Here is a 23,622-nt window from a genome sequence, read left to right on the forward strand (position 1 = left end):
TTTAAAACTTTTAGCGATTTGTTAGTCATTTTGAGTTGATTTTTAAAGCTCAGACTTACTTATTTGAATCAGATGATGAATATTTTTCAAACTCTTTAGCTTGAGTCGTTTAATTGCATTATTGATTTGAAATTACAAAATGTAGTTGTATTTCAGACCATAAAGGCAGCTAATGCTGATAGAAGAGCTTTAAAAATATTCAAATAATTTTGGACAAATTATATGGAATTTAGTTTTAACGCGTTTTATACCTTAATCGCAGCGGTAATTGTGCTTTTGTTGGGACGGTTTCTAGTTAATCGTATTGGCTTTTTAGGCCGATATAACATTCCAGAGCCTGTTGCCGGTGGTTTAGTTGCCGCGATTATTTCTTTGGTGGTACACAGTCTTTGGGGCTATAGCATTACAACGAGTAGTGAATTACAAACGAGTTTCATGCTGATTTTCTTCGCTTCTATTGGCTTAAGTGCAAACTTTGCCAAATTAAAAGAGGGCGGAATCGGCTTGGTCATCTTTATCGTCGCTGTTGCTTCATTCATCATGGTGCAGAACCTCGTAGGTATCAGTCTTGCGACGGTGCTAGGTATTGACCCTCTTATTGGTTTGATTGCAGGTTCTATTACCCTTACCGGTGGTCATGGTACTGCAGGCGCATGGGGTGAAATTTTAGAAGTTCAACATGGCATTCAAGGTGCATTAGCCTTAGGTATGGCAAGTGCGACATTTGGTTTGATTATTGGCGGTATTATCGGTGGTCCACTGGCTAAGCTATTAATTAACCGCTATCAACTTGCAACGCCTCGTACTCATGAACAAATTGAAAAAAGTGATAACACTCCTCTAGCAGATATTAATTCAACAGAATATGTGCCGTTTGAATATCCGCATCGAGTTCGTCTTATTACAGCAGATAATGCGATTACCACATTAGGTTTATTTGCAGGGTGTTTAGCATTTGCGGACTTCATGACCGATTTTAGTAAAGGTACTGTATTTGAATTACCGACATTTGTTTGGGCACTGGCTGGTGGTGTAATTTTGCGAAATGTACTGGAGGGTATTTTCCGTGTACAAATTTTTGACCGCGCTATCGATGTATTTGGTAATGCATCTCTATCTTTGTATTTGGCGATGGCATTGTTGTCATTAAAGTTATGGCAATTGTCCGATCTCGCTGGCCCACTTGTAGTCATTTTGGGTGCACAAACGCTGACGATGGCTTTGTATGCTGCTTTTGTGACTTTCCGTGTCATGGGTAAAAACTACGATGCTGCTGTTTTATCAGCAGGTCACTGTGGTTTTGGTATGGGTGCAACCCCGACGGCTGTGGCAAATATGCAAGCGATTACAAATATGTATGGCCCTTCACATAAGGCATTCTTAATTGTGCCGCTATGTGGTGCATTCTTTGTTGACTTAATTAATGCGACGGTTATTCAATTAATTCTCAAATTTTTCGCTTAATTCTACTAAGGCTCTAATTTAGAGCCTTTGTTTTTGTATTCGCATTTTAGGTATTGATTATGGATGAACAATTAAATGCAACTCTCATGGGCTGGGTCAAAGTTTTTAATGATCCGCTTTGGGATTTCTTAGTCGTATTCTTAGTGGCGGTTGGTATTTTCTATACCTTAATCACTGGCGCAGTTCAGATTCGTCTATTTTTTCATAGTATTCAAGTGATGAAATCTAGCCGTAAAGAAGGCGATGATGAACATGGGATTACACCATTCCAAGCCTTTGTGACGGGACTGGCCAGTCGTGTCGGCGTAGGTAATGTCGCAGGTGTTGCAATTGCGATTGCAATTGGTGGGCCAGGTGCAGTGTTTTGGATGTGGTTTACCGCATTTTTAGGCATGAGTTCAGCATTTGTGGAATCTTCACTTGCACAGCTCTTTAAAGTGCGTGATACGCAAAATCAGCAATTCCGTGGTGGACCAGCGTATTACATTACACAAGGTTTAAAGCAAAAGTGGTTGGGTGTGGTTTTTGCCATCGCGCTGATTTCAACCTATGGTTTTGTCTTTAATGCGGTGCAAGCCAATGCGATTACAGGTGCGACCTCACATGCGTGGGGCTGGGATAAAGCCAACATCATTTTAGACTTAGGTGGTTTCGGTTTTGAAATCTCTTGGGTGGGCTTATTCTTGGTGCTCATAACTGCGCTGATTATTTTTGGCGGGATTAAACGGATCGCCAAAGTTGCAGAAAGATTTGTGCCCTTTATGGCTTTGCTTTATCTCGCAGTTGCTTTCTATGTTGCATTTGCTAACTTTGCGATTCTCCCAGATATTTTCCAGTTAATTTTCAGTAAAGCCTTTGAATTTGATGCAGCAGCAGGTGGTTTTTTCGGTGCTATGGTTTCTATGGCAATGATGCAAGGCATTAAACGTGGTTTATTCTCCAATGAAGCCGGTATGGGTTCTGCACCCAATGCTGCGGCAGCATCAGACGTTAAACACCCAGTCAATCAAGGCTTAGTTCAAATGCTCGGTGTATTTGTCGACACATTTGTGGTGTGTACCTGTACGGCCATCATTATTTTGGCGTCCGGTTTGTATGAAAATGCAGGCTTTGAAGGCGTTGCTTTGACGCAAATGGCGCTTGAAAGCCAGATTGGCGCATGGGGAGATGACTTCCTTGCTATTATCTTGTTCTTATTCGCTTATTCTTCAGTAATCGGTAACTATGCTTATGCTGAAGGTAATGTGCAGTTTATCAATAACAATCCTAAGGTCATGTTTGTATTCCGCGTATTCGTCCTCATGATGGTGTACTTTGGTTCAATCATGAGTGTGCCTCTGATTTGGAACTTAGCGGATCTCTTCATGGGCGTGATGGCGAGTATTAACCTCTTTGCAATTTTATTGCTGACTCCATTCTTATTGATGTTGATGAAAGACTACACCTCACAGTTAAAACGTGGTGTAAAAGAGCCAGTGTTTAAGATGGATGAACATCCAAAATATAAGGATCGTGTTAATTCCGATATTTGGTAAAGTCAAAAATTAACTTTAAAAAGCTCCGTTGTCGGGGCTTTTTTTGCTAGATAAGAGCTTAAATCCTGATGTGGAAATTCTGCTAGACATTGAAATTTTGACAGCCAATGACTTTCTAGGTTGTATGTCAATATAATGTGCATCGGTCAGAGGCATTAACGAATAATAACAGTGACGTGAATGCGGACTGATTAGACTACTTTTTCTCTTCAAATCTCGAGTTGCATTTGGAATATCTCTCAATGAAAAGCATAACTGTTTTGATGACTGCATTAGCAATCAGCCTTGTGGGTTGTCAAAGTGTGGGCTCAAAAACGATCAGCGCTGAAACAACCTCACAAATTCGGACTTATACAGCAGCACCTGCACAGGTGGCGAATAACCGCATTGACTTTAAAAAAGTGAAAAAGCAGGAAAAGCGTCCGATTGTTGCTTTGGTTTTAGGGAGTGGTGGGGCACGTGGTTATGCGCACATTGGCGCCATTCAAATACTTGAACAGCAGGGAATACACCCTGATTTCATTGTCGGAACCAGTGCGGGTAGCATTGTGGGTTCAATCTATGCTTCAGGTAAAAGTGCCAATGAGTTAAGAGATATCGCCTTAAATATGAAAGCCAATGATGTTCGAGAAATACGTTTGGACAAAAAAGGCTTTTTTGACGGTAAAAAAGTTGAAGATTATATCAATGAGCAAGTTGATGACGTGCCTTTAGAGTTGCTAAAAACCCCAATGTATGTGGTGGCAACCGAGTTAAAGGATGGCAAAAAAGTCGTGTTCAACTATGGCAATACGGGGCAGGCTGTTCGTGCTTCGGTGTCGATTCCGAGCATGTTTATTCCAACGATTATTGAAGACACAGAATATGTCGATGGTGGCTTGGTCAGCCCTGTTCCTGTGGACGTTGCACGCGATTTAGGGGCGGATATTATTATTGCGGTGGATATTTTGGCACGACCGATTCATACCGAAACGTCGAATGTTTGGGGCTTGTTTAACCAAAATATCAATATTATGCAAAATCGTTTAGCTCAAGAAGAACTCAAGCGAGCAGACATTGTGATTCAACCTGATTTACGTGAAAAAGCACATATATTTGATGTAAAAGGTCGTGAAGCGACGATGCTTGCAGGTGAAGAGGCAACCTTAGAAAAACTTGGAGAGATTTCTCGGGTTTATGCTGAACATCAATATAGCAAGGGACATCATATTCCTTATTTAGCAGCCAAAGACTAGGTTGGTACGATCCGTAAATTGACATGCATCCTGTTCACCTAGCAGGGTGCATTTTTATTTCAGCTAAGCATTTTAATTTTTGCTCTCAGCTCTTCCCATGCTCAATAGTATCTAGTAATCATTAATATATTGGATGTTGATTGGTTTTAGGTCTTAATCAAAAGATTTGCCAAATATAAAAATCGTAATAATAAGAAAATATACAGTTAATTAATTGAAATTAATTAAGAAAATCATATTAATTGGTTTTACGTAGATTTTAAGAGTATATACCTATATTAGCGTTTTTATTCATGTGCTTACGTTTACCAATACTGTTGAAGTGTTTAGAATATCGTCAGGTTATTAATACTTAAAACCAATAAATATTTTAAAGGTAGCTGTAGATGAAAACGCTTGATGTAGGACAAAAAGTAAAGCTTGCGATGATGGAAGAGAGCGTATTTATTGTCACTCATGTGCATGTAGATAATTCTTATACGCTAGAAAGTACCAATGATGGTGGACAAAAAACCAGCTATGACAACGTATCTTTCGAGATGTTAAAAGTCTTAGAAGATTAAGTTTAATGCCGTGCTATGTTGAATCGATGGAACAACGCGTTTTAATGAATATGTTTTAAATATAAAACACAGCATAGCTTGGATTAAAAAACTGATAGATAGCGTGATAAATACTTGTTTATCGGGTGTATATCGTTATCGATATATATTTTACTGAATGATGGTATGATCACTATAAATAATAATGATGTTTTTTTTGCCGATTTGAACATTTAATTTTGATTAAAATCTATATAATAATCACATTAATCATTGTTATATCACGAGTCTAGAGAAACAAGATGTCCCCATTAGATCAAATTGCGAATGCACTAGACGACCAGTCAGAATTATCGATGTCAGTTTTAATGACTCCTGACATGGCGAATTTTTCGGGTAATGTGCATGGTGGAACGATTCTAAAATTGTTAGACCAAGTCGCGTATGCTTGTGCAAGTCGCTATTCTGGTAGCTACGTGGTGACACTATCAGTTGATAAAGTGAATTTTAAAGAACCAATTCACGTGGGTGAGTTAGTGACTTTCCTTGCAAGTGTGAACCATGTAGGTCGTACTTCAATGGAAATTGGTATTCGTGTTGAAGCTCAGAATATTCAAAAACGTACAGTACGTCATACCAATAGTTGCTATTTCACAATGGTCGCTGTTGATGATCAAGGTAAACCGAAACAAATTCCGGCATTGAATTTAGATAATGACTGGAAACGTTGTCGTTTCGAAGCTGCGGAACATCGTAAAGTGGCACGTTTACAGGAAAATCATCATCCTTCTTGCAGTATTTATAAAAAATCGACACAAAGCTAATCGCTTGGGTGGCTGAATATTTGAAAAGATCGCTTAGGCGATCTTTTTTTAATCTGAAATTCGTTTGGAAAGTGCAGTACGGATTTTAATTCCGAGTGTGCGACTAAAGTTTATTCTTCAAAGCTCAGTTAAAGATAGTCATTCAGTCCAATACTGTTTATTATGAAACGATACGTAGCGTTTCGTTTTTAAATTATGAGTGAAACTGAAAAAACTTCTCGGCGTAAGCAATGTATCTTACAGGCAGTCACAGATGCTTTGGCGGAAAGTGATTATCGAAGCATGACCATTGAAGATATTGCGGCTCGCGCAGGCGTGGGAAAATCGACGATTTACCGTTGGTGGAAGCATAAGTCCGATCTGGTTTTCGATGCTTTTAAAGCACACACCGCGTCGGTGTTTGAACTCGATTTATCACAAAGTTTAGAGTTCAATCTAAATCAACAATTGCTCAAACTATCACGGGCTTTAAATCAGCACGTGGGTCGAGCGTTGCTCGTGGTTTTGGCGGAGCATCGTGAAGCAGCGGGTGTGTTTTTTAAACAGTATTTGTTACCTCGACGAGAAGCGACACGTGAGCTGATCCAATTGGCCATTCAACGAGGCGAAATTCGCGCGGATTATCCTTTCGAACTCATGTTGGATATGTTGTATGGCCCGATTCATTATCAGATCATTTTCTTTAACACTCAGCCAGATGAAGACTATATCAAGCGACTGGTGCAGTTGGCGCTAAACCCGATTTTTACGGAGCACCAAGCCACGCGTAGCAGCGAGGCAATGACCTCATGACTACTCAACATCAGGCATCGTTATGGAACAAGTCTTTTGTTTTTTGTCTGAGTAATAACTTGTTTTTATTTAGCTATTACTTTGCGCTGCTGACCATATTACCCATTTATATTATGAAAGAATTGGGTGGTTCGATTCAGCAAGCGGGTATGGCTTTGACGCTATTTTTGGTTTCATCCATTGCGATTCGTCCCTTTTCCGGCATGATTATTGAACGTTTTGGTAAAGCCAATTCTGTGCGTATTTCAGGCTTTATTTTTGTCGTTTTTGCGCTGAGTTATTTGTGGATTGACAGCATGTGGTCGTTGTTGGTCATTCGTTTTTTACATGGTTTTTGGTTCAGTATATTAACCACGGTCAATGTTCCCATCGTAAATGATTACATCCCAGATCATCGAAAGGGCGAAGGCATGGGCTACTTTGTCATGTCGACCAACTTAGGCGTGGTGATCGGGCCATTTTTAGCGCTGAGTATGATTCAATTCAGCAGTTTTAGTACCTTATTTGCAGTATTAGCCTTCTTGGTTGCAGTGGGCTATATTTTTACGTGGTTAGTTCAAATACAAGAACACGTACAACTTAAATCAAGTGATCAAGCGAGCCAATCCGCAGCCATCCAATGGCGTGATGTGATCGAAACACGGGTACTTGCCATCAGTTTTGTGGCACTACTAACTGCGTTTGCATATTCGAGTGTGATGAGTTTTATCACCGCTTATGCAGAGTTGAAGCATTTACTCGCTTATACCAGTATCTTTTTTATTGTTTTTGCTGTGTCGATGTTGATCATCCGTCCTTGGGTTGGCAAAGTTTATGATCGCAAAGGCCCGAGTGCAGTCATCTATCCATCCTTTATTTGCTTTGCCCTTGGTTTGGTGATTGTTAGTTTTCTCACGAATCAATGGGTGCTTTGGATATCGGCCGTTTTTATGGGCATCGGCTACGGTTCAGTGTTCCCATGCCTGCAAACGGTCGCAATTCAAACGGTAGAAAAAGCCCGAATGGGACATGCGATATCCACCTTTTTTGCCTTGTTTGATATTGGCCTTGCTGTCGGTTCGGTCATTATGGGTGCGCTGATTGCATATTTTGGATTTCAGGCAACCTATTTATTTTGTGCGGTGATGGTGCTGTTCACTACGTGGATGTATCGTCTATTCGTGGCAAACCAATTCAAACGCAGTGCTTTAGGAGCTGAATAATGGAATTACGACATCTACGATATTTTGTTGCGGTTGCCGAAGAGCTAAATTTTACCAAGGCTGCGCAGCGAATGTGTACTGTGCAACCTTCTTTAAGTCAGCAAATTAAAGATCTAGAACAGGAAGTTGGGGTGCAATTATTGATGCGAACCAACCGAAAAGTTGAACTGACTGCAGAAGGTCAGGCCTTTTTAAAAGAAGCGCGTTTGAGTTTAGAGCATGCAGAAAAAGCTATGATTGATGCGCGTCAAATTGCGCAGCTCAGTAAAGAACAACTGAATATCGGCTTTGTTCCTGTGGCTGAAATGAAGGTCTTTCCTTATATCATGCCAAATATCCGTGCTCAGTTTCCTGAGTTGAAAATTCATTTTCATAGTTTAATGGATGTCGATCAGATCAGTGCAGTACGTAAAGGAGAGATTGATATTGCCTTTACCCGTTATGTCGAAGAAAGCCCTGATATAGAATCTGTTCAGATTTTTACTGAGCCTTTGGCGCTGATTGTGCCGAAAAATTCGCCTGTGGCAGAACAGCGGCATATCAGCATTAAAAACATGAATAATCAGGATTTTATTATTAGTGATGAACATTCATCACCTGAGCTATACCGAATTATTCAAGATTTCTTTAAGCAAAATAAACTGAATGTGAACTTGGTGCAGCATTCGACCAATATTTTGTTAAATGTCAATTTGGTCGGTATGGGTGTCGGTTGGAGTTTAGTACCGTCTTATGTCATTCCTTTGCTCGGTGATAAAATATTGGTTAAAAGTACCGTTGAACCTTTGCCGACCATTGGTTTGTATGCAAGCTATCGAAAAGATCGTAAAAATGATGCTATCGAATTGATTTTAAAAGTCTTAAAAGAGCAGTTCTATATGGGCTTTTTCTAAGCCTTTAAATATTGCCCTAAGATTTAAATAAAAAAATCCTGAATTAAGCGCTTCGGGATTTTTTATTTATCGTATTTTTAATCAAAGACTCAATGATAAGTTGCCTTTATCGCTCTGATTTATTTAAACCATTTTTGTAAATAGGGTTTCATCACGCGGTAGGCAATCAAACCGATAAAAATAATCAGATAGAGTGGCCAAATCGTAATGAGAATAACCAGTAGGCTCAACACAAATTGCCAACCTTTTTGAATACCATACCACGCTCTTTGCCAGAAACTATCGCCATTTAACTGCGCAACAGCATCAAGGTTAATATCGATATGTTCACGGACAGTGGCAGGTTGAGTAAAGCCAATCACAATCGTGCTATAGCGGACACGATCTTGAACTTCTAAGCGAGTCAGGCGTGAGATTTCATTGACTTGCGCTGCTGCTACATGGTCTGGCACGACCGTTGTTTGCGACATTTTTTCTTCGAGTAGTTTTAGCTCATAGCGTTTTGCCGAATATTGCTGACGGTTCAAAAAATGCATAAGGGGCAACAGTTGATTAACGAAATGTGCAGCTTTTTCACTTGGCACACGAATGATCATTTCCGCTTGCGGATTTACTTTTTCAAAGATTTTAATTTTACCGTCAGCAATCGGGTAGGATTGACTCTCTTGCACCATAAAGTCGATATTTTTCTGTTCAATAAAGCCGCCTAAACTTAGCGTGAGTTTTTCAATTTCTAAGGCCGTTTTAACCACATCTTTCGACTCAAAACTGACATTGGCTTCTCGAACCATTTTACGAGAGGCTTCGGCTGGGTTGACCTGCTCATTTAAAATAGTTTCAGGTTTCTGTGTTGTTGCAGGCGTGGTAGACGGCTCATTGGATGTGATTTCCGCTGCTTGATCTTGCTGTGTACTGACTTGAGCAGGTTTTGCATCTGCGCTGGCTTCAGTTGCCATTTCTTCGGTTTTCTTGGAACAGCCTGAAATTAAAATCACCGTTAGCATGGCAATTAAATATTTATTTTTCATCGATGTAGAGCTCAATTGTTTGATTGTCAGAAAGTCGGAGTAAATACTTTTTGCTTTAAATATAAATTCAAATTTAGCGTAATTATTAGTCGGGCGTATTGTATCGGAAAGTGTTTAAAGCACGGATGAACGCAACATAATTCTACATAAAGCCGCGTATAGTCATAGATAGAACAACAAGGATGAAAATAAGGATATCTACAATGAACCCAGCAATGAAACTCTACAGCAATCCACGCTCACGCAGTAATACCATTCTGCCTTTATTAAAAGAATTAGACATCGAGTCAGAAGTTGACATTATTGAAGTGCCATATGAAGAGATGCATCAAGCGGCATATCTCAAGATTAACCCCATGGGCAAAGTTCCTTGCTTGGTCGATGGTACTGCCGTGATCAGTGAAACTGCAGCCATCTTTAGTTATTTAGCCGATAAATTCAGTGACAAAGGTTTAGCACCCGACTTGGATAATCCAAAACGTGGTGAATATTTGAAATGGATGTTTTTCTGTCATGGTCCGCTGACTGAATATATGGACATGAAAAATGTCGGCATTAGCACAGAGTTGATGGATGAAAAACGTGGCAGTTTGAGTTTTGGTAATGAAAAAATACTTTTAGATTTTATTAAAACAGGGCTTGCGCAGGCCCAGCCATATCTGTTGGGGGATAAAATTAGCGCAGCAGATTTGTATTTAGCTTATTGGATGGTGTATGCAATTTCATTCAAAATATTGCCATATTTAGATGAATTTAAACCTTTTATTCAGCAGATTCAGCAACGTGAATCGGTAAAAGATGTGCATTGGTTTCAGTCGGTTTAACTTGGATGCTTATTTGATTGTTGGCTGAACGTGGTATTGCTATATGTCTATTCATATAACTCTTTCTTTGAGAATTAAAAAGAAAGAGTTTTAAATATCAATCACTAAGATGATAAAGCGATTTTAATTATTGCCTAGATAATGTATGGCATATATTGCGCTAAATTAAATAGACTCAATCGTTGTTGGGTCTATTTAAAAAATCATGGGCTTCATCATCAGATAGAGGTGGGCCTAAATCTCTTTCAAGTTTGGCATATATTTCAAGCAGTCTTTTTTGATGTGGATCCATATCTAAGGCACGATGCTGCTGATATGTTAATTGATCATCAATCCAATCATAATCCTGAATCGTAGACCCGGCGAAACTGGTTTTCAAATGGAGTTTGTAATAACCAGAAAAGTTGTGTTTCTTGGTATCTAGACAGAGATAGGCGAAGGTAGACCAACCACTTTCGGGAAATTTAAGGCGAGTTCGGCAGGGCTTCTTTTCTAGTGTAAATGTGGGTGAATAGACTTGGCCTTTTAGAATGATATTTTTATCTTGACCAAAATATTGAGTTTGTAATGCAAATAAAGCAAGAATCACTGTGGTGAGAAAAAAGCTGGCAATGACTGCATAAAAAAATGAAATGTATAAATGGAAGGACAAAAAATTAGATTCTTCGTTTTTGTTCACATCTTTTTCTAAGCGTAATAAATAGCAATTCAAAGAAATAAGAAAACAGAGGCAAAAAACGAAAATAGCTAACCAACTATTGGCATGAAAATGATGTATCTCTACGAAAACGAGTGAACAGATAAAAATAAAGCCCAACAAACTATAAATGAATAATTTCTGAAATCTTTTTTGCATTTTGCGAAGCTTATAATTATGTATTGAACGATTATAGCATGCGATGTTTATAGTGATTATAGAAAAAATCACCATGCTTTATGCATGGTGATTTTTAATTCTTGCAGATCTATTTAGATTATTAAGCATGCAATTTTGCAAACAATTGTTGGCTCACGCTGTCTAAAGTTTGTGGAATTGCAATCGCTGCAACAAAACGGTCTGGGCGAAGAATCGTAACAGATTCAGTGGTTTTACCAAACCAACCACGAATATCGGTACCAATATCACCAATCGTAATCACATTGTCGTACTTGGTGCGATTTTCATTGCTAAGCTGAACAGCAGGCAATACTTGGATAAATTTAACGCCCAATTTTTGCCATTTTTTCATAGTCGCATCTGACAGACCCCATTTCGGATCGACGCCCCAAGCAATGATTGCAAAGTTGTTACCGATGACTTCATCAAGTAGGACTTTTTCGCCAGATTCAAGTTGAACATGTGGCTGAATGAACATTTTACCTACAGGTGAGTCTTTAACACCGTTATTGATCAATGCACCGTCGTTGTACTTCGGCATTGGCTTGAAGCGCATTTCCAATAGATATTGCTTGATCGGTTTGATGTAATTGAGCGCATAGGCGATACCATCACGCACGAAACCTTGCCATTTTTTTGGTGGCGCAAGGACATGACCCGCCATTACAGAAAGATCAATCATTGCTTTTGCATGATCTTTACGTTCAACTTGGTACGTATCTAAAAGCGCAGGGCCAGCTTTGCCTTGTACAACCATTGCAACTTTCCACGCAAGGTTGAACGCATCACGCATACCACTGTTATAGCCTTGACCTTGCCATACTGGCATGATGTGCGCAGCATCACCTGCAAGTAAAATACGGTCTACACGGAATTTATCTGCAATACGGGCATTGTGGGTATAAACACGCTGACGAATCACTTCAATACCATCGGTCGTTGGAAGTACTTTCGACAATAGTTTGGCAATGTTTTCAGGTTTGCTTAATTCTTCTTGAGTTTCACCAGGCATCACCATAAATTCGAAACGACGAATACCGTGTGGAAGAGCAGCAGATACATAAGGACGCACAGGGTCACAGCATAGGTAAATGTGTGGCGTTGCAAGTGGGTCATTATTGATGTCGATCACGATCCATTGGTTCGGTGCAGTTTTACCATCGAAGCCGATGTTGAGGGTACGACGTACCACTGAGTTACCACCATCACAAGCAATCAAATACTGCGCTTGAATTTTTTCAGCTTCACCGTCTTTATTTTGAATATTGAGCGTTACACCATTGGCATCTTGGCTAAAATCAGACAATTGACGAGAGAATAAAACATTTGTGGTTTCGTACTGTTTTAAACCTTGTAGCAGTACATTATCGACTTGTGGTTGAATAAAGGCATTACGACGTGAGAAACCAAATTCACGAGTGAGCGGTTGAATGTCTGCGAAACAACGGCCTTTAGGGGTTAAGAAACGCATCGCGTGGTTCGGTGTCGTATGCGGTAACACTTGATCCACTAAACCTAATGATTGGATGGTACGTAATGATTCATCATCAATACCAATCGCACGTGGGTAGTCAATCAGGCTGTCCAGTTGTTCAATCACAGTGACATTGACGCCTTGCTTACTTAAGTAGTTTGCAATGGTTAAGCCGACAGGACCTGCGCCCAGAATGGCAACTTCCGTTGTGTAATTTGCTTTATTGCTCATGCGTAAACATCCAATCACTTCACATATGCCACTATTAAGTTCTAAAGCGAGGCTTTCAACAAGCTAGGCATAAGTCGAAACGATGAATCGAATTGTCGTGTTTTTTGCAGGGTTTTATTTTAAGTGGATGATATATATTTATTTATATGAAAATCATCAATCATTTTGAATGATTTATCGATCATTAAAATCTATCAATCAGTGGCTTTGAGCATAAAAAAGCCGAACCATTTTTCAATGATCCGGCGACTTTAATTCATTTAGCACAACATTTTATTAGTGAGGGATAAATGTTGAGCAGCAGACTAAATGAATTTAGCGTGTGGAGTACGCTATTCGTCTATTACTGAGTAGGTTGAGCTGGTGCAGAACCTTCAGCATTTGCTTCTGAAGCAGGTTGAGCAGCAGTACCTTCAGCAGCAGTTGTTTCAGTCGCTGGCTGTTCTTGAGTGCTAACCACTACTTTTTCTTGTTCAGGCGCTTCTTGTTTATCTTTGCTTGCAGCAAAACTTGTTGCAGCTGCAGCAGCTAGAGTAGAAGCAAGTAAAATTTGAGTTAATTTCATTTTGAGCATCCTTATATATTTTAGTAAGTCCTGAAAAGATCATCACGTCCATCAGGAGAGAGCTCATGCTAAATCGAGAAAACCGAGTGATCAATGCGAGCAACAAAGTGAAACAGACTGGTTAACTGGATGAATACATAACCGTCCATCCTGTGTTTTAAATGTAAAAAAAATATCGGAATCTTCATTTAACTTTGCAAGAAAAAATGACCAAATCGACTTTATGATTCATTCATTGTTTACATGATGATTACATCGATGTCGTAAATAAGCAGAATCTAGAAATTTCACTAAAATCCAAATGTAAGGATTCTTTTCGATATGGCTATTTTTTTAAATATAAGAGTTAACTTTGTCAATAAAGTATGACCAGATATGTCATGCATTCATGCCAATTGAGTAAACAGGCTGTTTAACAGCCAGATCATCATTCAATGCCTCGGATACTAGGCTGATCTATGCTTTAGAAAAATGAAGACAGAGAAATGAAGACTAGACTTGCAGCATTTTTTTGAAATCATTATGGTAAAGGCCATCAATCATTGGCTATTTATTTGAGTGACTCACTTTTGAAATTAGTTTCTACCCACGGTGCGATTCCGGTTCATATTATTTCTGGCTTTTTAGGTGCGGGTAAAACCACAGTTTTACAGCAGTTATTAAAGCAAAAGCCAGCGGGCGAAACTTGGGCCGTACTGATGAATGAGTTTGGGCAAATCGGGGTCGATCAACAGATGTTGCCGCAAGATCAGGGCTTTGCGGTGAAGGAATTATTGGGTGGATGTCTATGTTGTAGTAGCCAACTGCCGATGCAAATTGCGTTGTCACGATTATTGTCAGAGGTGAAACCCGACCGACTGTTTATTGAGCCGACAGGTTTAGGGCATCCGGGACAACTATTGGAGCAATTGACCGAGCCACATTGGCATCCGCATTTAGCCATGCGGGCATTGGTAACCGTGGTTGATGGCTCACGCTTACATGATCAAGAGTGGACTTCGCAAAATCTGTATGCCGATCAACTCAAAGTGGCACAAATCGTTGTGGTGTCTCATGTCGATTGTATGAGTGATGCCGATCAAGCTGGTTTGGAACGACTCAAACAAGCGTATTTACCGTATCAGCAGCAATGGATCAATGTCGTCAAAGGTGAATTAAAACTGGCAAATATTGATCTCGCCTATGTGGGAAGTCCGCGTAAAATTCAGCCTTTATTGGCGATGCAAAAGCAAACGTTGGTCGATGTACCCACAGAAATTAAACAGTTGCCTTATCATTATGTTGAATCCGCTCAGGGCTATAGTGTCGCAGGTTGGAAACTCCCAAAACGATGGATTTTCGACTTTTTTGAGCTGTTAGATTTACTCTGTGAGCAGCAAGATTGGCTACGGATCAAAGGTATTTTTCAGACAGACCAAGGTTGGAAAACCTTTAACTTTAATCCTGATCAGTTTAATTATCAGTCGAGCGAGGAAAGTATCGATAATCGTGTCGAAATTATTTACCAAACTGAACGTGAATGGCTCGAATTTGAAGATCGCTTAATGCAGTGTCGTATCGATGCCGATAAAGCGGAGAAATAAGTAAATCAACGCAGCAAAAGCTTGCTAAATCTTATATGCTAAGCGCCAAATTTGAGGACTTTACCATGGCGCTAAAAGCTACAATTTATAAAGCAGATTTGAACATTGCCAATATGGATGTACACCAATATGGTGATTATCAATTGACGATGGCTTTGCATCCTTCTGAAACGATTGAACGTTTGATGGTACGTGTCTTGGCATATGCACGCTATGCAGATGAAGCATTAGAATTTACCAAAGATCTTTTCGAAACAGACGAACCAGCGCTGTGGGAAAAAGATTTAACAGGTCAATTGGTGAAATGGATTGAAGTCGGTTGCCCTGACGAAGACAAAGTCAAAAAAGCCAGTGCTCGTTGCCTACACGTTGCTGTGATTACCTATGGTTCTTCAGTAGACGAATGGTATAAACGCAACAGCAAACTGAAAACCCTGAAGAATGTTGAAATTTGGCAATTATCTGAAGCGAGTACAGCTGCCATTCAAGAGTTATGCGAACGAACCATGTCTTTACAATTAAACGTAATGGATGGCGAATGGACTTTGATTGGTGATAAAGCTCAAGCGGTGATTGAATGGACACAATTGCAATAAGCATTTGATGTGATTTAACTCATCACGATGGATGTGAGTTCAGGCTTGCATCCTGACTATAAAATTCGGTATATCTACAAACAATGAGAAAATTTTAAAGATGGGGAGCAGCCGATGTACCCTGATTTTTATTTGTTATTTGTGGCGCTTATGATTGGCGCTGTCATTGGTGCGGAACGTGAGTACCGAAGTAAGTCGGCAGGTCTGCGCACCATGATTATGGTCAGTTTAAGTTCATGTTTATTTACTATCTTATCGTTACGTATCGGCGTTGATAGTCATGATCGAATTGCGGCCAATATTTTGACTGGCCTCGGCTTTTTGGGTGCGGGGGTAATTTTTAAAGATGAAAATCGAATTTCAGGCATTACCACAGCAACTACCATTTGGATGACCGCTGCCTTAGGCATGGCTGCGGGAGCGGGCTATGTCATGCTGAGCTTGATTGGTACGGTGATTGTGCTGATCGTTTTAATTGTTTTGATTTATATTCAAGCGTGGATTGAAGCGAAAAACCAAGCACGGAGTTATCGTATCGTTTGTCACTTTCGACAACAAACGCTGGATGACTATGAAGAGCTGTTTAAAACCTATCAAATGCAAGTGGTTCGTAGTGTGCGACATAAAACTGAACATAAAATCAGTGGGCGTTGGATCTTAATTGGCTCTGCGACAAACCATAGAAAATTAACTCAAGATCTAATGAATGATCAGGATATTCTGGAGCTCAATTTTTAACAGCGTATTTACTACGGCATCCAAAGTAATCCTGTTTATAATAGGGTTTTATTTTGATTGCGGCATTTGAGGTTGAGAGCATGAGCACGGAATTAGAAATTATTGACTTAGTGGTAGGTGAAGGTAAAGAAGCGGTTAAAGGCGCTTTGATTACAACACACTATACAGGCTGGTTAGAAGACGGTACTAAATTCGATTCATCACTGGATCGTGGTAATTATTTTGAAACAGTGATTGGTACTGGCCGTGTGATTAAAGGTTGGGATCAAGGCATCATGGGGATGAAAGTCGGTGGTAAACGTAAGTTAATCGTGCCATCACATTTAGCTTATGGTGAACGTAAAATGGGTAATGTAATTCCTGCCAATTCAAATCTTATTTTTGAGATTGAATTGTATGATGTAAAAACTCGCGATTAATACAGCGACTGTTTTAGATCAGTGACATGGAAGTTATTGATCAATTGGATAAAATAGTAGTTGTTATTTTTGTCTTTTACCGTAGATTAGAATAATTGCTCGAGTATAAACGCAGGAATCAAAGCCGTTGTCTTTACAGTTGCCTTGCACCAGATTGTTCTGGGTTCTTACCTTTATTATTTTTACATTGGCATTCACTGTATCGACTGCTCAAGCACAGTATGAAACTGCGCCTAAATCGTTTTATTTAAAACATCAAAACGAAGTTAACCAAATCTACTTCACGGAAGACACCAGTAGCCTCTTACAAGGCAAATGGTTGTTTTATCCAAATCAATTTTTAACTTCTCCGAGTTCGGTTCTAGTCGGTCAAACGGTCTATCTGCCTGCATCATTTAAAGACATCACAGGGGACAGTAAAGGTTTTGGGACATACACTGGACATTTCCAAATCCCTAAACAATTTATTGGTCGACGTATCGCGGTATTGATTCCAAATCAGTACGGTGCGTATCGGGTATTTTTAAATGGTGATGTGATCGTTCGTTTGGGCGAGGTGGGGCGTACTGAAGCAGAACAAAAAACGGAGAATGCACCGCGAATTGCCTATTTTGTGGCACAAGATGAATATTTCACTTTAACCATTCAGGCTTCAAGTTTTAACAGTATGCATGGCGGGTTTGAAAACCCAATGCGTATTGGTATCGCCAAGACAGTAAACCGCCAATTCCAACAACAAATGATGAGTATTGGAATGGTGTCTGGCGCCGTCTTGGGTGTGGGACTATTTACGATCCTATTTTCTGTTTTCCGAGGTTTACGCGGTCGCAATAGCCGAAGTAATTTGGTGTTTGGCTTATTTATTGTCTTTTTAGCACTCCATAATTTATTTTCAGCACCTTATGCCTATACCACTTTTACCGATATTAATTGGTTGTGGGGCACGCGATTAGAATACTTATTTACCTATTTGGCATCGATTTTCTTTTTAAGTTATATCCACTTGCTCAGTCGTCGCTATTTATTTACCTTAAATTATCAGATCGCGATGTTGCTGTTGTCGTTGAATATTTCAGTGACTTTTGTTTCGACGCCTGAAATTTTTCAACCTTTGGCAACTTACAGTTTTGCCTATGTGATCGTTGTTCTGAGTAATTTTGCTTATGGTTTTTACCTAACACTGAAAAAGAAAGAGCCGTATTCAAAATTAAATTTAATCGCGGTTATTTTCCTGTGCATTACTTTTTTAAACGACTTTTTGCTGATGATGAATTTGATTGATTCCGTCAATTTATCGTTCATTTCAACCAGTTTGTATGCCTTGTTGATCATGTTTCAGCAATCGCACCATTATGCACAGCAGTCGATGCATACCGAGCAGTTAAATAATAGTCTGCTTGAGCTAAACAGTTCACTCGATCAGAAAGTTAAAGAGCGCACCTTACAGCTTCACGAGCTGAATAAAAAGCTAGAGCTACAAATTCGTATTGATGCCTTAACAGGGGCATTCAACCGTCGTGCATTGAATGCCGAAATTCAACGCTTATATTCGGAAGTCCGTTTGCATAGTCATCGAACATTGGTCTTTGCCATGTTAGATGTCGATTATTTTAAAAATTATAATGACCACTATGGACATCTCAAAGGCGATGAGGTGTTACAGCAGATCGTGAAAACCATGCAAAACACCCTGCCAAGTTCAGCCTATGTGGCTCGCTACGGTGGAGAAGAGTTTGCCATATTGATGCATGATGTTCCGTATGCGATTGCCCAAGAGCAATTGCAATTGGTACTCGAAGCCATGCGTAATGAACAGCTTGAACATGTTAATCGGGGTGATGACAAAAGTTACGTCACATTGAGTTTGGGCATGGCATGGATGGATAAGCAAAATGACTTCGACAGTATCGAAGCCTTAATGAAACATGCAGACCATTATTTATATATGGCCAAACAGGCAGGACGCGATCAACTTAAGCCTTGATACACAGTTGTAAACGTTAAAACTTTGCTGTGCTATTGCTAGTATCCATTGCCAATACTTATTTGGATTGATCTCTCTTTAAATTCATCTTTCACATTCATAAAGTTTGAAAATCTATCCCTCTGCGAACTTTATCTCACTACTAACAGAGCTGTTTGACCAATTTGAGCGGAACATCAGCAGGCTCAAAATCCTGATGTGCGACAAAGCCATATTTTTGGTAAAAGGCGAGTGCCGTATGGGTACTTTCTAGACTGATCTCGGTAATATTCTTTTTCCTGACACAGTGCATCATGTTCAACAATAATGCCTTACCAATGCCTTGGTACTGACGTTCAGGGCAAATATAGTTCAGTAAAATTTGTCCTTGATCACTGACTAAAATAAAGCCGACCACTCGATTGTCACTGACGTAGACCCAACTGTCGTTGTAAAGCATCCACATTAAGATATTTGATTGATTTGCCTCCTCAAGCCAAGTTTGAATCACACTTTCATTACGTTGATGGTCCTGGATACATGAACGAATGCTGTTGTGAATCACGTGAATAATTTCGGGTATATCCTGAATTTGTGCTTCGCGTATCATAATTTTTTCTTTTTATAGAAAACTCCAACAGCCTGTCATTTCAGAAGATATCGCCTTGTGCTTAAAGAGGCTTCTTGTTGCGTTTTATGTTTTTTTGCAGCCATTGCGCCGTTGGGTTGGGTTTTTATTTCAAAATTGTTGCAAAATTTACAAATGTATATTTATAAATTAATCATTAAATATGGATAAATAACCACATAAATGCATCTAACTATACTGTTTTTAAAGTAATAATAGATTTTTTAGAAATGTATACATACTCAATGATTTCAGCAGGTGTAATAGTTTGAAATAAATTAGCAAAGAAAATAGGCCAAATTTCAGCTTTAAAATAATTTTGTATGAATTTTAAACGTTATTGTGCGTTATATTAGTCCATAAAAATATTCGATGATTCAAGATGTGCATGCGCGTCATCGGCAGTAGGTTGTTATTATGGTTAATTTTCTCATTGTGATATGTATTCTGATTGCGTTGTCTGCAGCAGGAATCGTGGTCAAAAAAATAATAAAAACAGAAAAATATCGTCAAAAATATACGCGTTACCAAGCACCAAAAAAATCGAAAAGTATCTCTTTAGCATCGAATGATGATGCTATTCGTGACGTCGATCAAGTCATTGAAGTAGATGAATATGAACAGCAACTTTTTGATGATATTGCGGAAATCTTCTTTCAACAACAATACAAATTAGATTCGCTACAGGCAGCCGAGCAGTTACAAGAAGTCTTTTTACGTCGCATGCCAGTCAATTGTAAAACTCAAATTCGCCAATTAGATCTGAATGAATGGTCGATTTATTGGAATTTTTACAATCAATCGCTCGAGTATTATTTAGGTCGATACGGTGAGTTTTATACACATGTCGACCGTTTTGGCGAAGAACATAAAATTGAATATCGCTATCAAGACTCTGCAAGTTGAAGCAAAATGCGGTCTCGGACTAAATCGAGATAACTCAAATCATCACTCATTCGAGCCATTAAAATCGCGCCTTCATAATCCGCCAAGCTGACTTTGGCAAGTTGAGCGGCATGTTCGATGCTCATGCATCGCTGAAAAAACACTTCAAAGGCAAGTTGCCACTCGTGAAAGATGGATTGTAATTTTGCAAAAATCTCGGTAGGCAAATGTTGCCGTTCCATACTTAAAATCCCGACCAAACAACCTAATCCACCTTGGCTAAAAAACTGGATGGCCTGTTGATGGATGTTCGAGAAAGCCTGTTGAGGGGATTTAGTAGTTTGCTGTAATTGCTGAAAAATACTGTGTTGTAACTTTATATGCGTCAGGTTTAAAATTTCCATCAGTAAAGCGTCTTTATTCGGATAGTCATAATAAAACGCAGCTTTTGAGAGTCCACAGGCTTCAGCCAATTTCCCCATGCTGCAGCCCATATAGCCATAGCGTTTAAAGGCGTGTGCTGACTGTAGTAATAGATGTTCAGAGGTGTTTTTCCGTGGACGCATGTATCTCTCTATCCAAATAAATCAATGTGCTATGTATGAAGTAAATTGGTCTAGGCGATTAATAGTTCGTCAAACCGTCCAATCACTTCCTGCCATAAGAGTTCAGCACCTTTGCGGAAATATCCCATATGACCAATCTGTTTTAGACCATAATCTTGCGCTTCAATATTGATATAGTGCATTGATGCTTGCGCATAATGCTGCATAAAAGCATGTCGTGAATTAGGTAATGCCCAGTCATCATCGAGCGCAGCGACCGCATAAATAGGCGTTTGGACTGCAGCATATTGTTGAGACAGCTCACTCAGCTCAGGGTCGGCAAAGAAATAGGTTGGGTTTTTACACCAACGACGCCATTGTTTATAGACATCGACAGGAAGGTCAGCGCCCATATTGAGTTTGCTCCAAGGCAAATACCCTTTGACAGCAACCATCGGTGGAAAAACGATATTCCACATCACATGAACTTTCATTTTTTCTTTAAAGGGCATATAGCCATGCCAACCTGCGCCAGTGCCAAAACAATACATGGCACGTATCTGATCGTGATTTGAGGTGAGGCCTAATGCTTGACCGCCATAGGAGTGTCCCACTAGAAAAGTTTCCTGACCGTGTTGTTGCATATAAGCTATGGCACCAGAAAGGTCATAACGTCCCCAGTCAAGATAAGACATCTTAAAGCCTTTAAGTTTTGACGGTGCAGAACGTCCTATACCACGATAATCAAAAGTCAGTACTTGATAACCGAGTCCTGCGGCATACTCGGCAAAACGACGGTAAAATTGTTGAGGTACACCTGTCGCACTTGAAATAATAATATTGGCCTTAGCGGCAGTATTAGGCCGATATTCAACGCCTGAAAGCGTATAACCATCGGTTGCAGGGAAACTCACGGGTGTACTATGTATTTCTTGCGCTGCTGGTTCTAAATCCGTTGACATAATTTTTCTCTTGATAGGCAGGACGTAAAGGGTTTACTCAGTTTAAATAAAGGGTTATTTGCCCTGAAAATTGGCTGCGCGACGTTGTAGCATGGCCATTACACCTTCTTGTACATCTTGTGTTTTTAGTAGTGGTTGTAAGTGCTGATCCAATTGAGCAAAGGCAGCATCGGCTCCCAAATGCACCCCTTGCTGTACTGCAGCGAGTGTTGCCTGAACCGCCAGTGGTGCAGCCTGTGCAATTTGTTCTGCAAGTTCTATTGCACGAGATAAGGGCGCTTGGTCGGTGATTTCAGTCACCAAGTTCATGTCATATGCCGTTTGCGCATTGAAACGTTCACCTGTGAGTAAATAGCGCATGGCTTTATTCCAACCCGCTGCTTGCACAAAGCGAACTGTTGCACCACCAAAAGGAAGAATGCCACGTTGCACTTCCATTTGAGCAAATTCGGTCTGACACTGTGCGATCACGACATCGGCATTCAGCATGAGTTCAATACCCGCTGTAAAACAGAATCCTTGTACCGCGACCACAACTGGTTTTTTTCGTTGTCGTGAGTTGGTTCCCCACGGATTAATCTGCTGATCAGGAAAATTAAACAGTCCACTGCCAAGTTTTGGTTGTAGTTCGACCAGATCTAGACCTGCAGTAAAATGATCACCATGTGCAAAAATCACTGCACAGCGTAAATTTGGATGATCTTCATATTCAGTGAGTGCCAGTGAAAGGTCATGAATTAAATGACTGTCAAACGCATTTCGTTTATCTGCACGGTCCAAACCGATCAAATAAAGATGACCACGGATTTCTCGACTTACACGACCTTGTTGTTCTGACATTTTAATGATTCCTTCTGATTATTCTTTAGGTATAGCTAAGTTTTTAAACGATTGTTAGAAAACTGTCAAAACTGATGCGTTCAAAACATCAAAATCATCGTCTGGTGGATGAGTGTTTTGATTTAAAATTTACAGAGTTGATATGAAATAGTGCAGGATATAGCTTGCCTTTGGGCCGATTTTTTCCATAATAGCAGCAGCTTTTTTAAGGCCCAATCAACCATGTCGAACTTAGAAATATTTGCAGTCATTATTAGCTTAATCGGGGGGACTTTAACCATAAAGCGAAATATGTGGTGTTGGTGGTTTAACTTTGCAGCTTTTTTGCTGTATGCCTACTTGTTTTATACCTACAAACTTTATGGCGAAACCATTTTGCAGTTTTTCTTTGTGGTGGTGAACTTCTACGGTTTTTATCACTGGTTGAAGGGCAAACAACAAGACCACGACATTCGTATTGAACCGATTGCGACCAAAATTGTGATCTTTCAAATGCTCTTAGCTGCGGTGGGCGGTTTGATTTTTGGTTTAAGCCTGCACTATTTTACCGATGCAGCCGTGCCAATTTTGGATGCACAATTGGCCGCGTTTAGCTTGCTCGCAACGTATTGGACCAGTCGGAAACATATTGCCACATGGGTGCTTTGGGTATTTGTCGATATTATCTATGTGGGTATGTTTATTTACAAAGACCTGTATCTCACCGCAGCACTGTATGCCGGTTTTGTGGGCTTGGCGGCGTTTGGTTGGTGGCAATGGACACAAGTCAAAAATAAACAGCAGCAACAGGCGATGAAAGCTTTATCCATTTAGCCCACAGATGTTTTTTCATTCCCAATTTGACAATTTATAAAAATATATTTACTTTGTAACCATAAAGGGCATTTCATAATCGGGCTTCACCCCGATGAGAAGTGCCTTTTTTATGCCTTAAGAAATGTGGCTGTGTTCATTTGAGTCTAAGACATGTCATAAAA

At 39.8% G+C, this 23,622-nt stretch carries 24 protein-coding genes; 16 read left to right on the plus strand and 8 right to left on the minus strand.

The window, feature by feature from the left end; genetic code table 11:
- Positions 1 to 222: 222 nt before the first annotated feature.
- From gltS to FTT85_RS06535, 8 genes are all read left to right on the plus strand, one after another.
- Entirely contained in the window at positions 223 to 1,464 is a 1,242-nt protein-coding gene (gene gltS, locus FTT85_RS06500; protein WP_168379287.1) for a sodium/glutamate symporter, read from the plus strand.
- A 59-nt stretch (positions 1,465 to 1,523) separates the two neighbouring features.
- Positions 1,524 to 2,999: a sodium:alanine symporter family protein gene (locus FTT85_RS06505; RefSeq protein ID WP_180183149.1), complete on the plus strand. Its 1,476-nt coding sequence runs from the start codon at positions 1,524 to 1,526 to the stop codon at positions 2,997 to 2,999.
- A gap of 242 nt (positions 3,000 to 3,241) precedes the next feature.
- Positions 3,242 to 4,234 carry a patatin-like phospholipase family protein gene (locus FTT85_RS06510; protein WP_180106562.1) on the plus strand — a complete coding sequence of 331 codons (993 nt, stop codon included), beginning with the start codon at positions 3,242 to 3,244 and terminating at the stop codon, positions 4,232 to 4,234.
- A gap of 386 nt (positions 4,235 to 4,620) precedes the next feature.
- Positions 4,621 to 4,797: a hypothetical protein gene (locus FTT85_RS06515; protein ID WP_171262670.1), complete on the plus strand. Its 177-nt coding sequence runs from the start codon at positions 4,621 to 4,623 to the stop codon at positions 4,795 to 4,797.
- Positions 4,798 to 5,078: 281 nt separating this feature from the next.
- A complete protein-coding gene (locus FTT85_RS06520) occupies positions 5,079 to 5,600 on the plus strand; it encodes an acyl-CoA thioesterase (RefSeq protein ID WP_078191431.1) in 522 nt (173 codons plus the stop codon).
- Between the two features lie 195 nt (positions 5,601 to 5,795).
- On the plus strand, positions 5,796 to 6,392 hold the full coding sequence (locus tag FTT85_RS06525) for a TetR/AcrR family transcriptional regulator (protein WP_180183150.1): 597 nt from the start codon (positions 5,796 to 5,798) through the stop codon (positions 6,390 to 6,392).
- On the plus strand, positions 6,389 to 7,594 hold the full coding sequence (locus FTT85_RS06530) for an MFS transporter (protein WP_180183151.1): 1,206 nt from the start codon (positions 6,389 to 6,391) through the stop codon (positions 7,592 to 7,594). Before FTT85_RS06525 ends, FTT85_RS06530 begins: the two co-directional genes overlap by 4 nt.
- Positions 7,594 to 8,487 (plus strand): LysR substrate-binding domain-containing protein, encoded by an 894-nt coding sequence (locus tag FTT85_RS06535; protein ID WP_078191428.1) that lies wholly within the window; start codon positions 7,594 to 7,596, stop codon positions 8,485 to 8,487. Before FTT85_RS06530 ends, FTT85_RS06535 begins: the two co-directional genes overlap by 1 nt.
- A 119-nt stretch (positions 8,488 to 8,606) precedes the next feature.
- On the opposite strand, the gene FTT85_RS06540 is transcribed toward FTT85_RS06535, so the two are convergent.
- On the minus strand, positions 8,607 to 9,515 hold the full coding sequence (locus FTT85_RS06540) for a DUF4349 domain-containing protein (RefSeq protein WP_180183152.1): 909 nt from the start codon (positions 9,513 to 9,515) through the stop codon (positions 8,607 to 8,609).
- Positions 9,516 to 9,730: 215 nt separating this feature from the next.
- On the opposite strand from FTT85_RS06540, the gene FTT85_RS06545 reads away from it, so the two are divergent.
- Positions 9,731 to 10,339 carry a glutathione S-transferase family protein gene (locus FTT85_RS06545; protein WP_180183173.1) on the plus strand — a complete coding sequence of 203 codons (609 nt, stop codon included), beginning with the start codon at positions 9,731 to 9,733 and terminating at the stop codon, positions 10,337 to 10,339.
- A 175-nt stretch (positions 10,340 to 10,514) separates the two neighbouring features.
- Here the strand turns inward: FTT85_RS06545 and FTT85_RS06550 are convergent, their stop codons facing one another.
- From FTT85_RS06550 to FTT85_RS06560, 3 genes are all read right to left on the minus strand, one after another.
- On the minus strand, positions 10,515 to 11,018 hold the full coding sequence (locus FTT85_RS06550; RefSeq protein ID WP_180183153.1) for a hypothetical protein: 504 nt from the start codon (positions 11,016 to 11,018) through the stop codon (positions 10,515 to 10,517).
- A 298-nt stretch (positions 11,019 to 11,316) separates the two neighbouring features.
- Positions 11,317 to 12,921, minus strand: coding sequence for a bifunctional 3-(3-hydroxy-phenyl)propionate/3-hydroxycinnamic acid hydroxylase (locus tag FTT85_RS06555; protein ID WP_180183154.1), 1,605 nt, complete (start codon positions 12,919 to 12,921; stop codon positions 11,317 to 11,319).
- 343 nt (positions 12,922 to 13,264) lie between these two features.
- Positions 13,265 to 13,486 (minus strand): hypothetical protein, encoded by a 222-nt coding sequence (locus FTT85_RS06560; RefSeq protein WP_180183155.1) that lies wholly within the window; start codon positions 13,484 to 13,486, stop codon positions 13,265 to 13,267.
- A gap of 569 nt (positions 13,487 to 14,055) precedes the next feature.
- Here FTT85_RS06560 and FTT85_RS06565 point away from each other — a divergent pair.
- From FTT85_RS06565 to FTT85_RS06585, 5 genes are all read left to right on the plus strand, one after another.
- A complete protein-coding gene (locus FTT85_RS06565; protein ID WP_180183156.1) occupies positions 14,056 to 15,069 on the plus strand; it encodes a GTP-binding protein in 1,014 nt (337 codons plus the stop codon).
- A gap of 65 nt (positions 15,070 to 15,134) precedes the next feature.
- Positions 15,135 to 15,665 (plus strand): YaeQ family protein, encoded by a 531-nt coding sequence (locus FTT85_RS06570; protein ID WP_180183157.1) that lies wholly within the window; start codon positions 15,135 to 15,137, stop codon positions 15,663 to 15,665.
- Positions 15,666 to 15,779: 114 nt separating this feature from the next.
- Positions 15,780 to 16,403, plus strand: coding sequence for an MgtC/SapB family protein (locus FTT85_RS06575; RefSeq protein WP_180005309.1), 624 nt, complete (start codon positions 15,780 to 15,782; stop codon positions 16,401 to 16,403).
- A gap of 80 nt (positions 16,404 to 16,483) precedes the next feature.
- Positions 16,484 to 16,822: an FKBP-type peptidyl-prolyl cis-trans isomerase gene (locus tag FTT85_RS06580; protein WP_078191421.1), complete on the plus strand. Its 339-nt coding sequence runs from the start codon at positions 16,484 to 16,486 to the stop codon at positions 16,820 to 16,822.
- Between the two features lie 187 nt (positions 16,823 to 17,009).
- On the plus strand, positions 17,010 to 18,806 hold the full coding sequence (locus FTT85_RS06585) for a diguanylate cyclase domain-containing protein (RefSeq protein WP_180183174.1): 1,797 nt from the start codon (positions 17,010 to 17,012) through the stop codon (positions 18,804 to 18,806).
- Positions 18,807 to 18,948: 142 nt separating this feature from the next.
- Here FTT85_RS06585 and FTT85_RS06590 read toward each other — a convergent pair whose 3' ends face one another.
- Positions 18,949 to 19,395 carry a GNAT family N-acetyltransferase gene (locus FTT85_RS06590; protein WP_078191420.1) on the minus strand — a complete coding sequence of 149 codons (447 nt, stop codon included), beginning with the start codon at positions 19,393 to 19,395 and terminating at the stop codon, positions 18,949 to 18,951.
- 435 nt (positions 19,396 to 19,830) lie between these two features.
- Between FTT85_RS06590 and FTT85_RS06595 the strand changes: the two genes are divergently transcribed.
- A complete protein-coding gene (locus FTT85_RS06595; protein WP_180183158.1) occupies positions 19,831 to 20,319 on the plus strand; it encodes a hypothetical protein in 489 nt (162 codons plus the stop codon).
- Here the strand turns inward: FTT85_RS06595 and FTT85_RS06600 are convergent.
- The 3 genes from FTT85_RS06600 to FTT85_RS06610 are packed head-to-tail and all read right to left on the minus strand — an operon-like array spanning position 20,301 to position 22,645.
- A complete protein-coding gene (locus FTT85_RS06600) occupies positions 20,301 to 20,864 on the minus strand; it encodes a TetR/AcrR family transcriptional regulator (protein ID WP_180183159.1) in 564 nt (187 codons plus the stop codon). The genes FTT85_RS06595 and FTT85_RS06600 overlap by 19 nt on opposite strands.
- Before the next feature lie 50 nt (positions 20,865 to 20,914).
- Positions 20,915 to 21,805 (minus strand): alpha/beta fold hydrolase, encoded by an 891-nt coding sequence (locus FTT85_RS06605; RefSeq protein ID WP_180183160.1) that lies wholly within the window; start codon positions 21,803 to 21,805, stop codon positions 20,915 to 20,917.
- A gap of 54 nt (positions 21,806 to 21,859) precedes the next feature.
- Complete coding sequence (locus FTT85_RS06610) at positions 21,860 to 22,645, minus strand: crotonase/enoyl-CoA hydratase family protein (protein WP_180183161.1); 786 nt, start codon at positions 22,643 to 22,645, stop codon at positions 21,860 to 21,862.
- Between the two features lie 222 nt (positions 22,646 to 22,867).
- On the opposite strand from FTT85_RS06610, the gene pnuC reads away from it, so the two are divergent.
- Complete coding sequence (pnuC, locus tag FTT85_RS06615) at positions 22,868 to 23,458, plus strand: nicotinamide riboside transporter PnuC (protein WP_180183162.1); 591 nt, start codon at positions 22,868 to 22,870, stop codon at positions 23,456 to 23,458.
- Positions 23,459 to 23,622: the final 164 nt, after the last annotated feature.

It is taken from the genome of Acinetobacter sp. YH01020, assembly GCF_013420275.1.
In the GTDB taxonomy this organism is placed as follows: Bacteria; Pseudomonadota; Gammaproteobacteria; order Pseudomonadales; family Moraxellaceae; genus Acinetobacter; species Acinetobacter amyesii.

What these genes read in the sequence shown, in the direction of transcription:
- FTT85_RS06580 (WP_078191421.1), top strand. Translation starts at nt 16,484, where the DNA reads ATGAGCACGGAATTAGAAATTATTGACTTAGTGGTAGGTGAAGGTAAA.
- FTT85_RS06570 (WP_180183157.1), top strand. Translation starts at nt 15,135, where the DNA reads ATGGCGCTAAAAGCTACAATTTATAAAGCAGATTTGAACATTGCCAAT.
- FTT85_RS06595 (WP_180183158.1), top strand. Translation starts at nt 19,831, where the DNA reads ATGGTTAATTTTCTCATTGTGATATGTATTCTGATTGCGTTGTCTGCA.
- FTT85_RS06510 (WP_180106562.1), top strand. Translation starts at nt 3,242, where the DNA reads ATGAAAAGCATAACTGTTTTGATGACTGCATTAGCAATCAGCCTTGTG.
- FTT85_RS06525 (WP_180183150.1), top strand. Translation starts at nt 5,796, where the DNA reads ATGAGTGAAACTGAAAAAACTTCTCGGCGTAAGCAATGTATCTTACAG.
- FTT85_RS06545 (WP_180183173.1), top strand. Translation starts at nt 9,731, where the DNA reads ATGAAACTCTACAGCAATCCACGCTCACGCAGTAATACCATTCTGCCT.
- FTT85_RS06575 (WP_180005309.1), top strand. Translation starts at nt 15,780, where the DNA reads ATGTACCCTGATTTTTATTTGTTATTTGTGGCGCTTATGATTGGCGCT.
- gltS (WP_168379287.1), top strand. Translation starts at nt 223, where the DNA reads ATGGAATTTAGTTTTAACGCGTTTTATACCTTAATCGCAGCGGTAATT.
- FTT85_RS06560 (WP_180183155.1), bottom strand. Translation starts at nt 13,486, where the DNA reads ATGAAATTAACTCAAATTTTACTTGCTTCTACTCTAGCTGCTGCAGCT.
- FTT85_RS06605 (WP_180183160.1), bottom strand. Translation starts at nt 21,805, where the DNA reads ATGTCAACGGATTTAGAACCAGCAGCGCAAGAAATACATAGTACACCC.
- FTT85_RS06600 (WP_180183159.1), bottom strand. Translation starts at nt 20,864, where the DNA reads ATGCGTCCACGGAAAAACACCTCTGAACATCTATTACTACAGTCAGCA.
- FTT85_RS06590 (WP_078191420.1), bottom strand. Translation starts at nt 19,395, where the DNA reads ATGATACGCGAAGCACAAATTCAGGATATACCCGAAATTATTCACGTG.
- FTT85_RS06505 (WP_180183149.1), top strand. Translation starts at nt 1,524, where the DNA reads ATGGATGAACAATTAAATGCAACTCTCATGGGCTGGGTCAAAGTTTTT.
- FTT85_RS06610 (WP_180183161.1), bottom strand. Translation starts at nt 22,645, where the DNA reads ATGTCAGAACAACAAGGTCGTGTAAGTCGAGAAATCCGTGGTCATCTT.
- FTT85_RS06535 (WP_078191428.1), top strand. Translation starts at nt 7,594, where the DNA reads ATGGAATTACGACATCTACGATATTTTGTTGCGGTTGCCGAAGAGCTA.
- pnuC (WP_180183162.1), top strand. Translation starts at nt 22,868, where the DNA reads ATGTCGAACTTAGAAATATTTGCAGTCATTATTAGCTTAATCGGGGGG.
- FTT85_RS06515 (WP_171262670.1), top strand. Translation starts at nt 4,621, where the DNA reads ATGAAAACGCTTGATGTAGGACAAAAAGTAAAGCTTGCGATGATGGAA.
- FTT85_RS06530 (WP_180183151.1), top strand. Translation starts at nt 6,389, where the DNA reads ATGACTACTCAACATCAGGCATCGTTATGGAACAAGTCTTTTGTTTTT.
- FTT85_RS06540 (WP_180183152.1), bottom strand. Translation starts at nt 9,515, where the DNA reads ATGAAAAATAAATATTTAATTGCCATGCTAACGGTGATTTTAATTTCA.
- FTT85_RS06555 (WP_180183154.1), bottom strand. Translation starts at nt 12,921, where the DNA reads ATGAGCAATAAAGCAAATTACACAACGGAAGTTGCCATTCTGGGCGCA.
- FTT85_RS06520 (WP_078191431.1), top strand. Translation starts at nt 5,079, where the DNA reads ATGTCCCCATTAGATCAAATTGCGAATGCACTAGACGACCAGTCAGAA.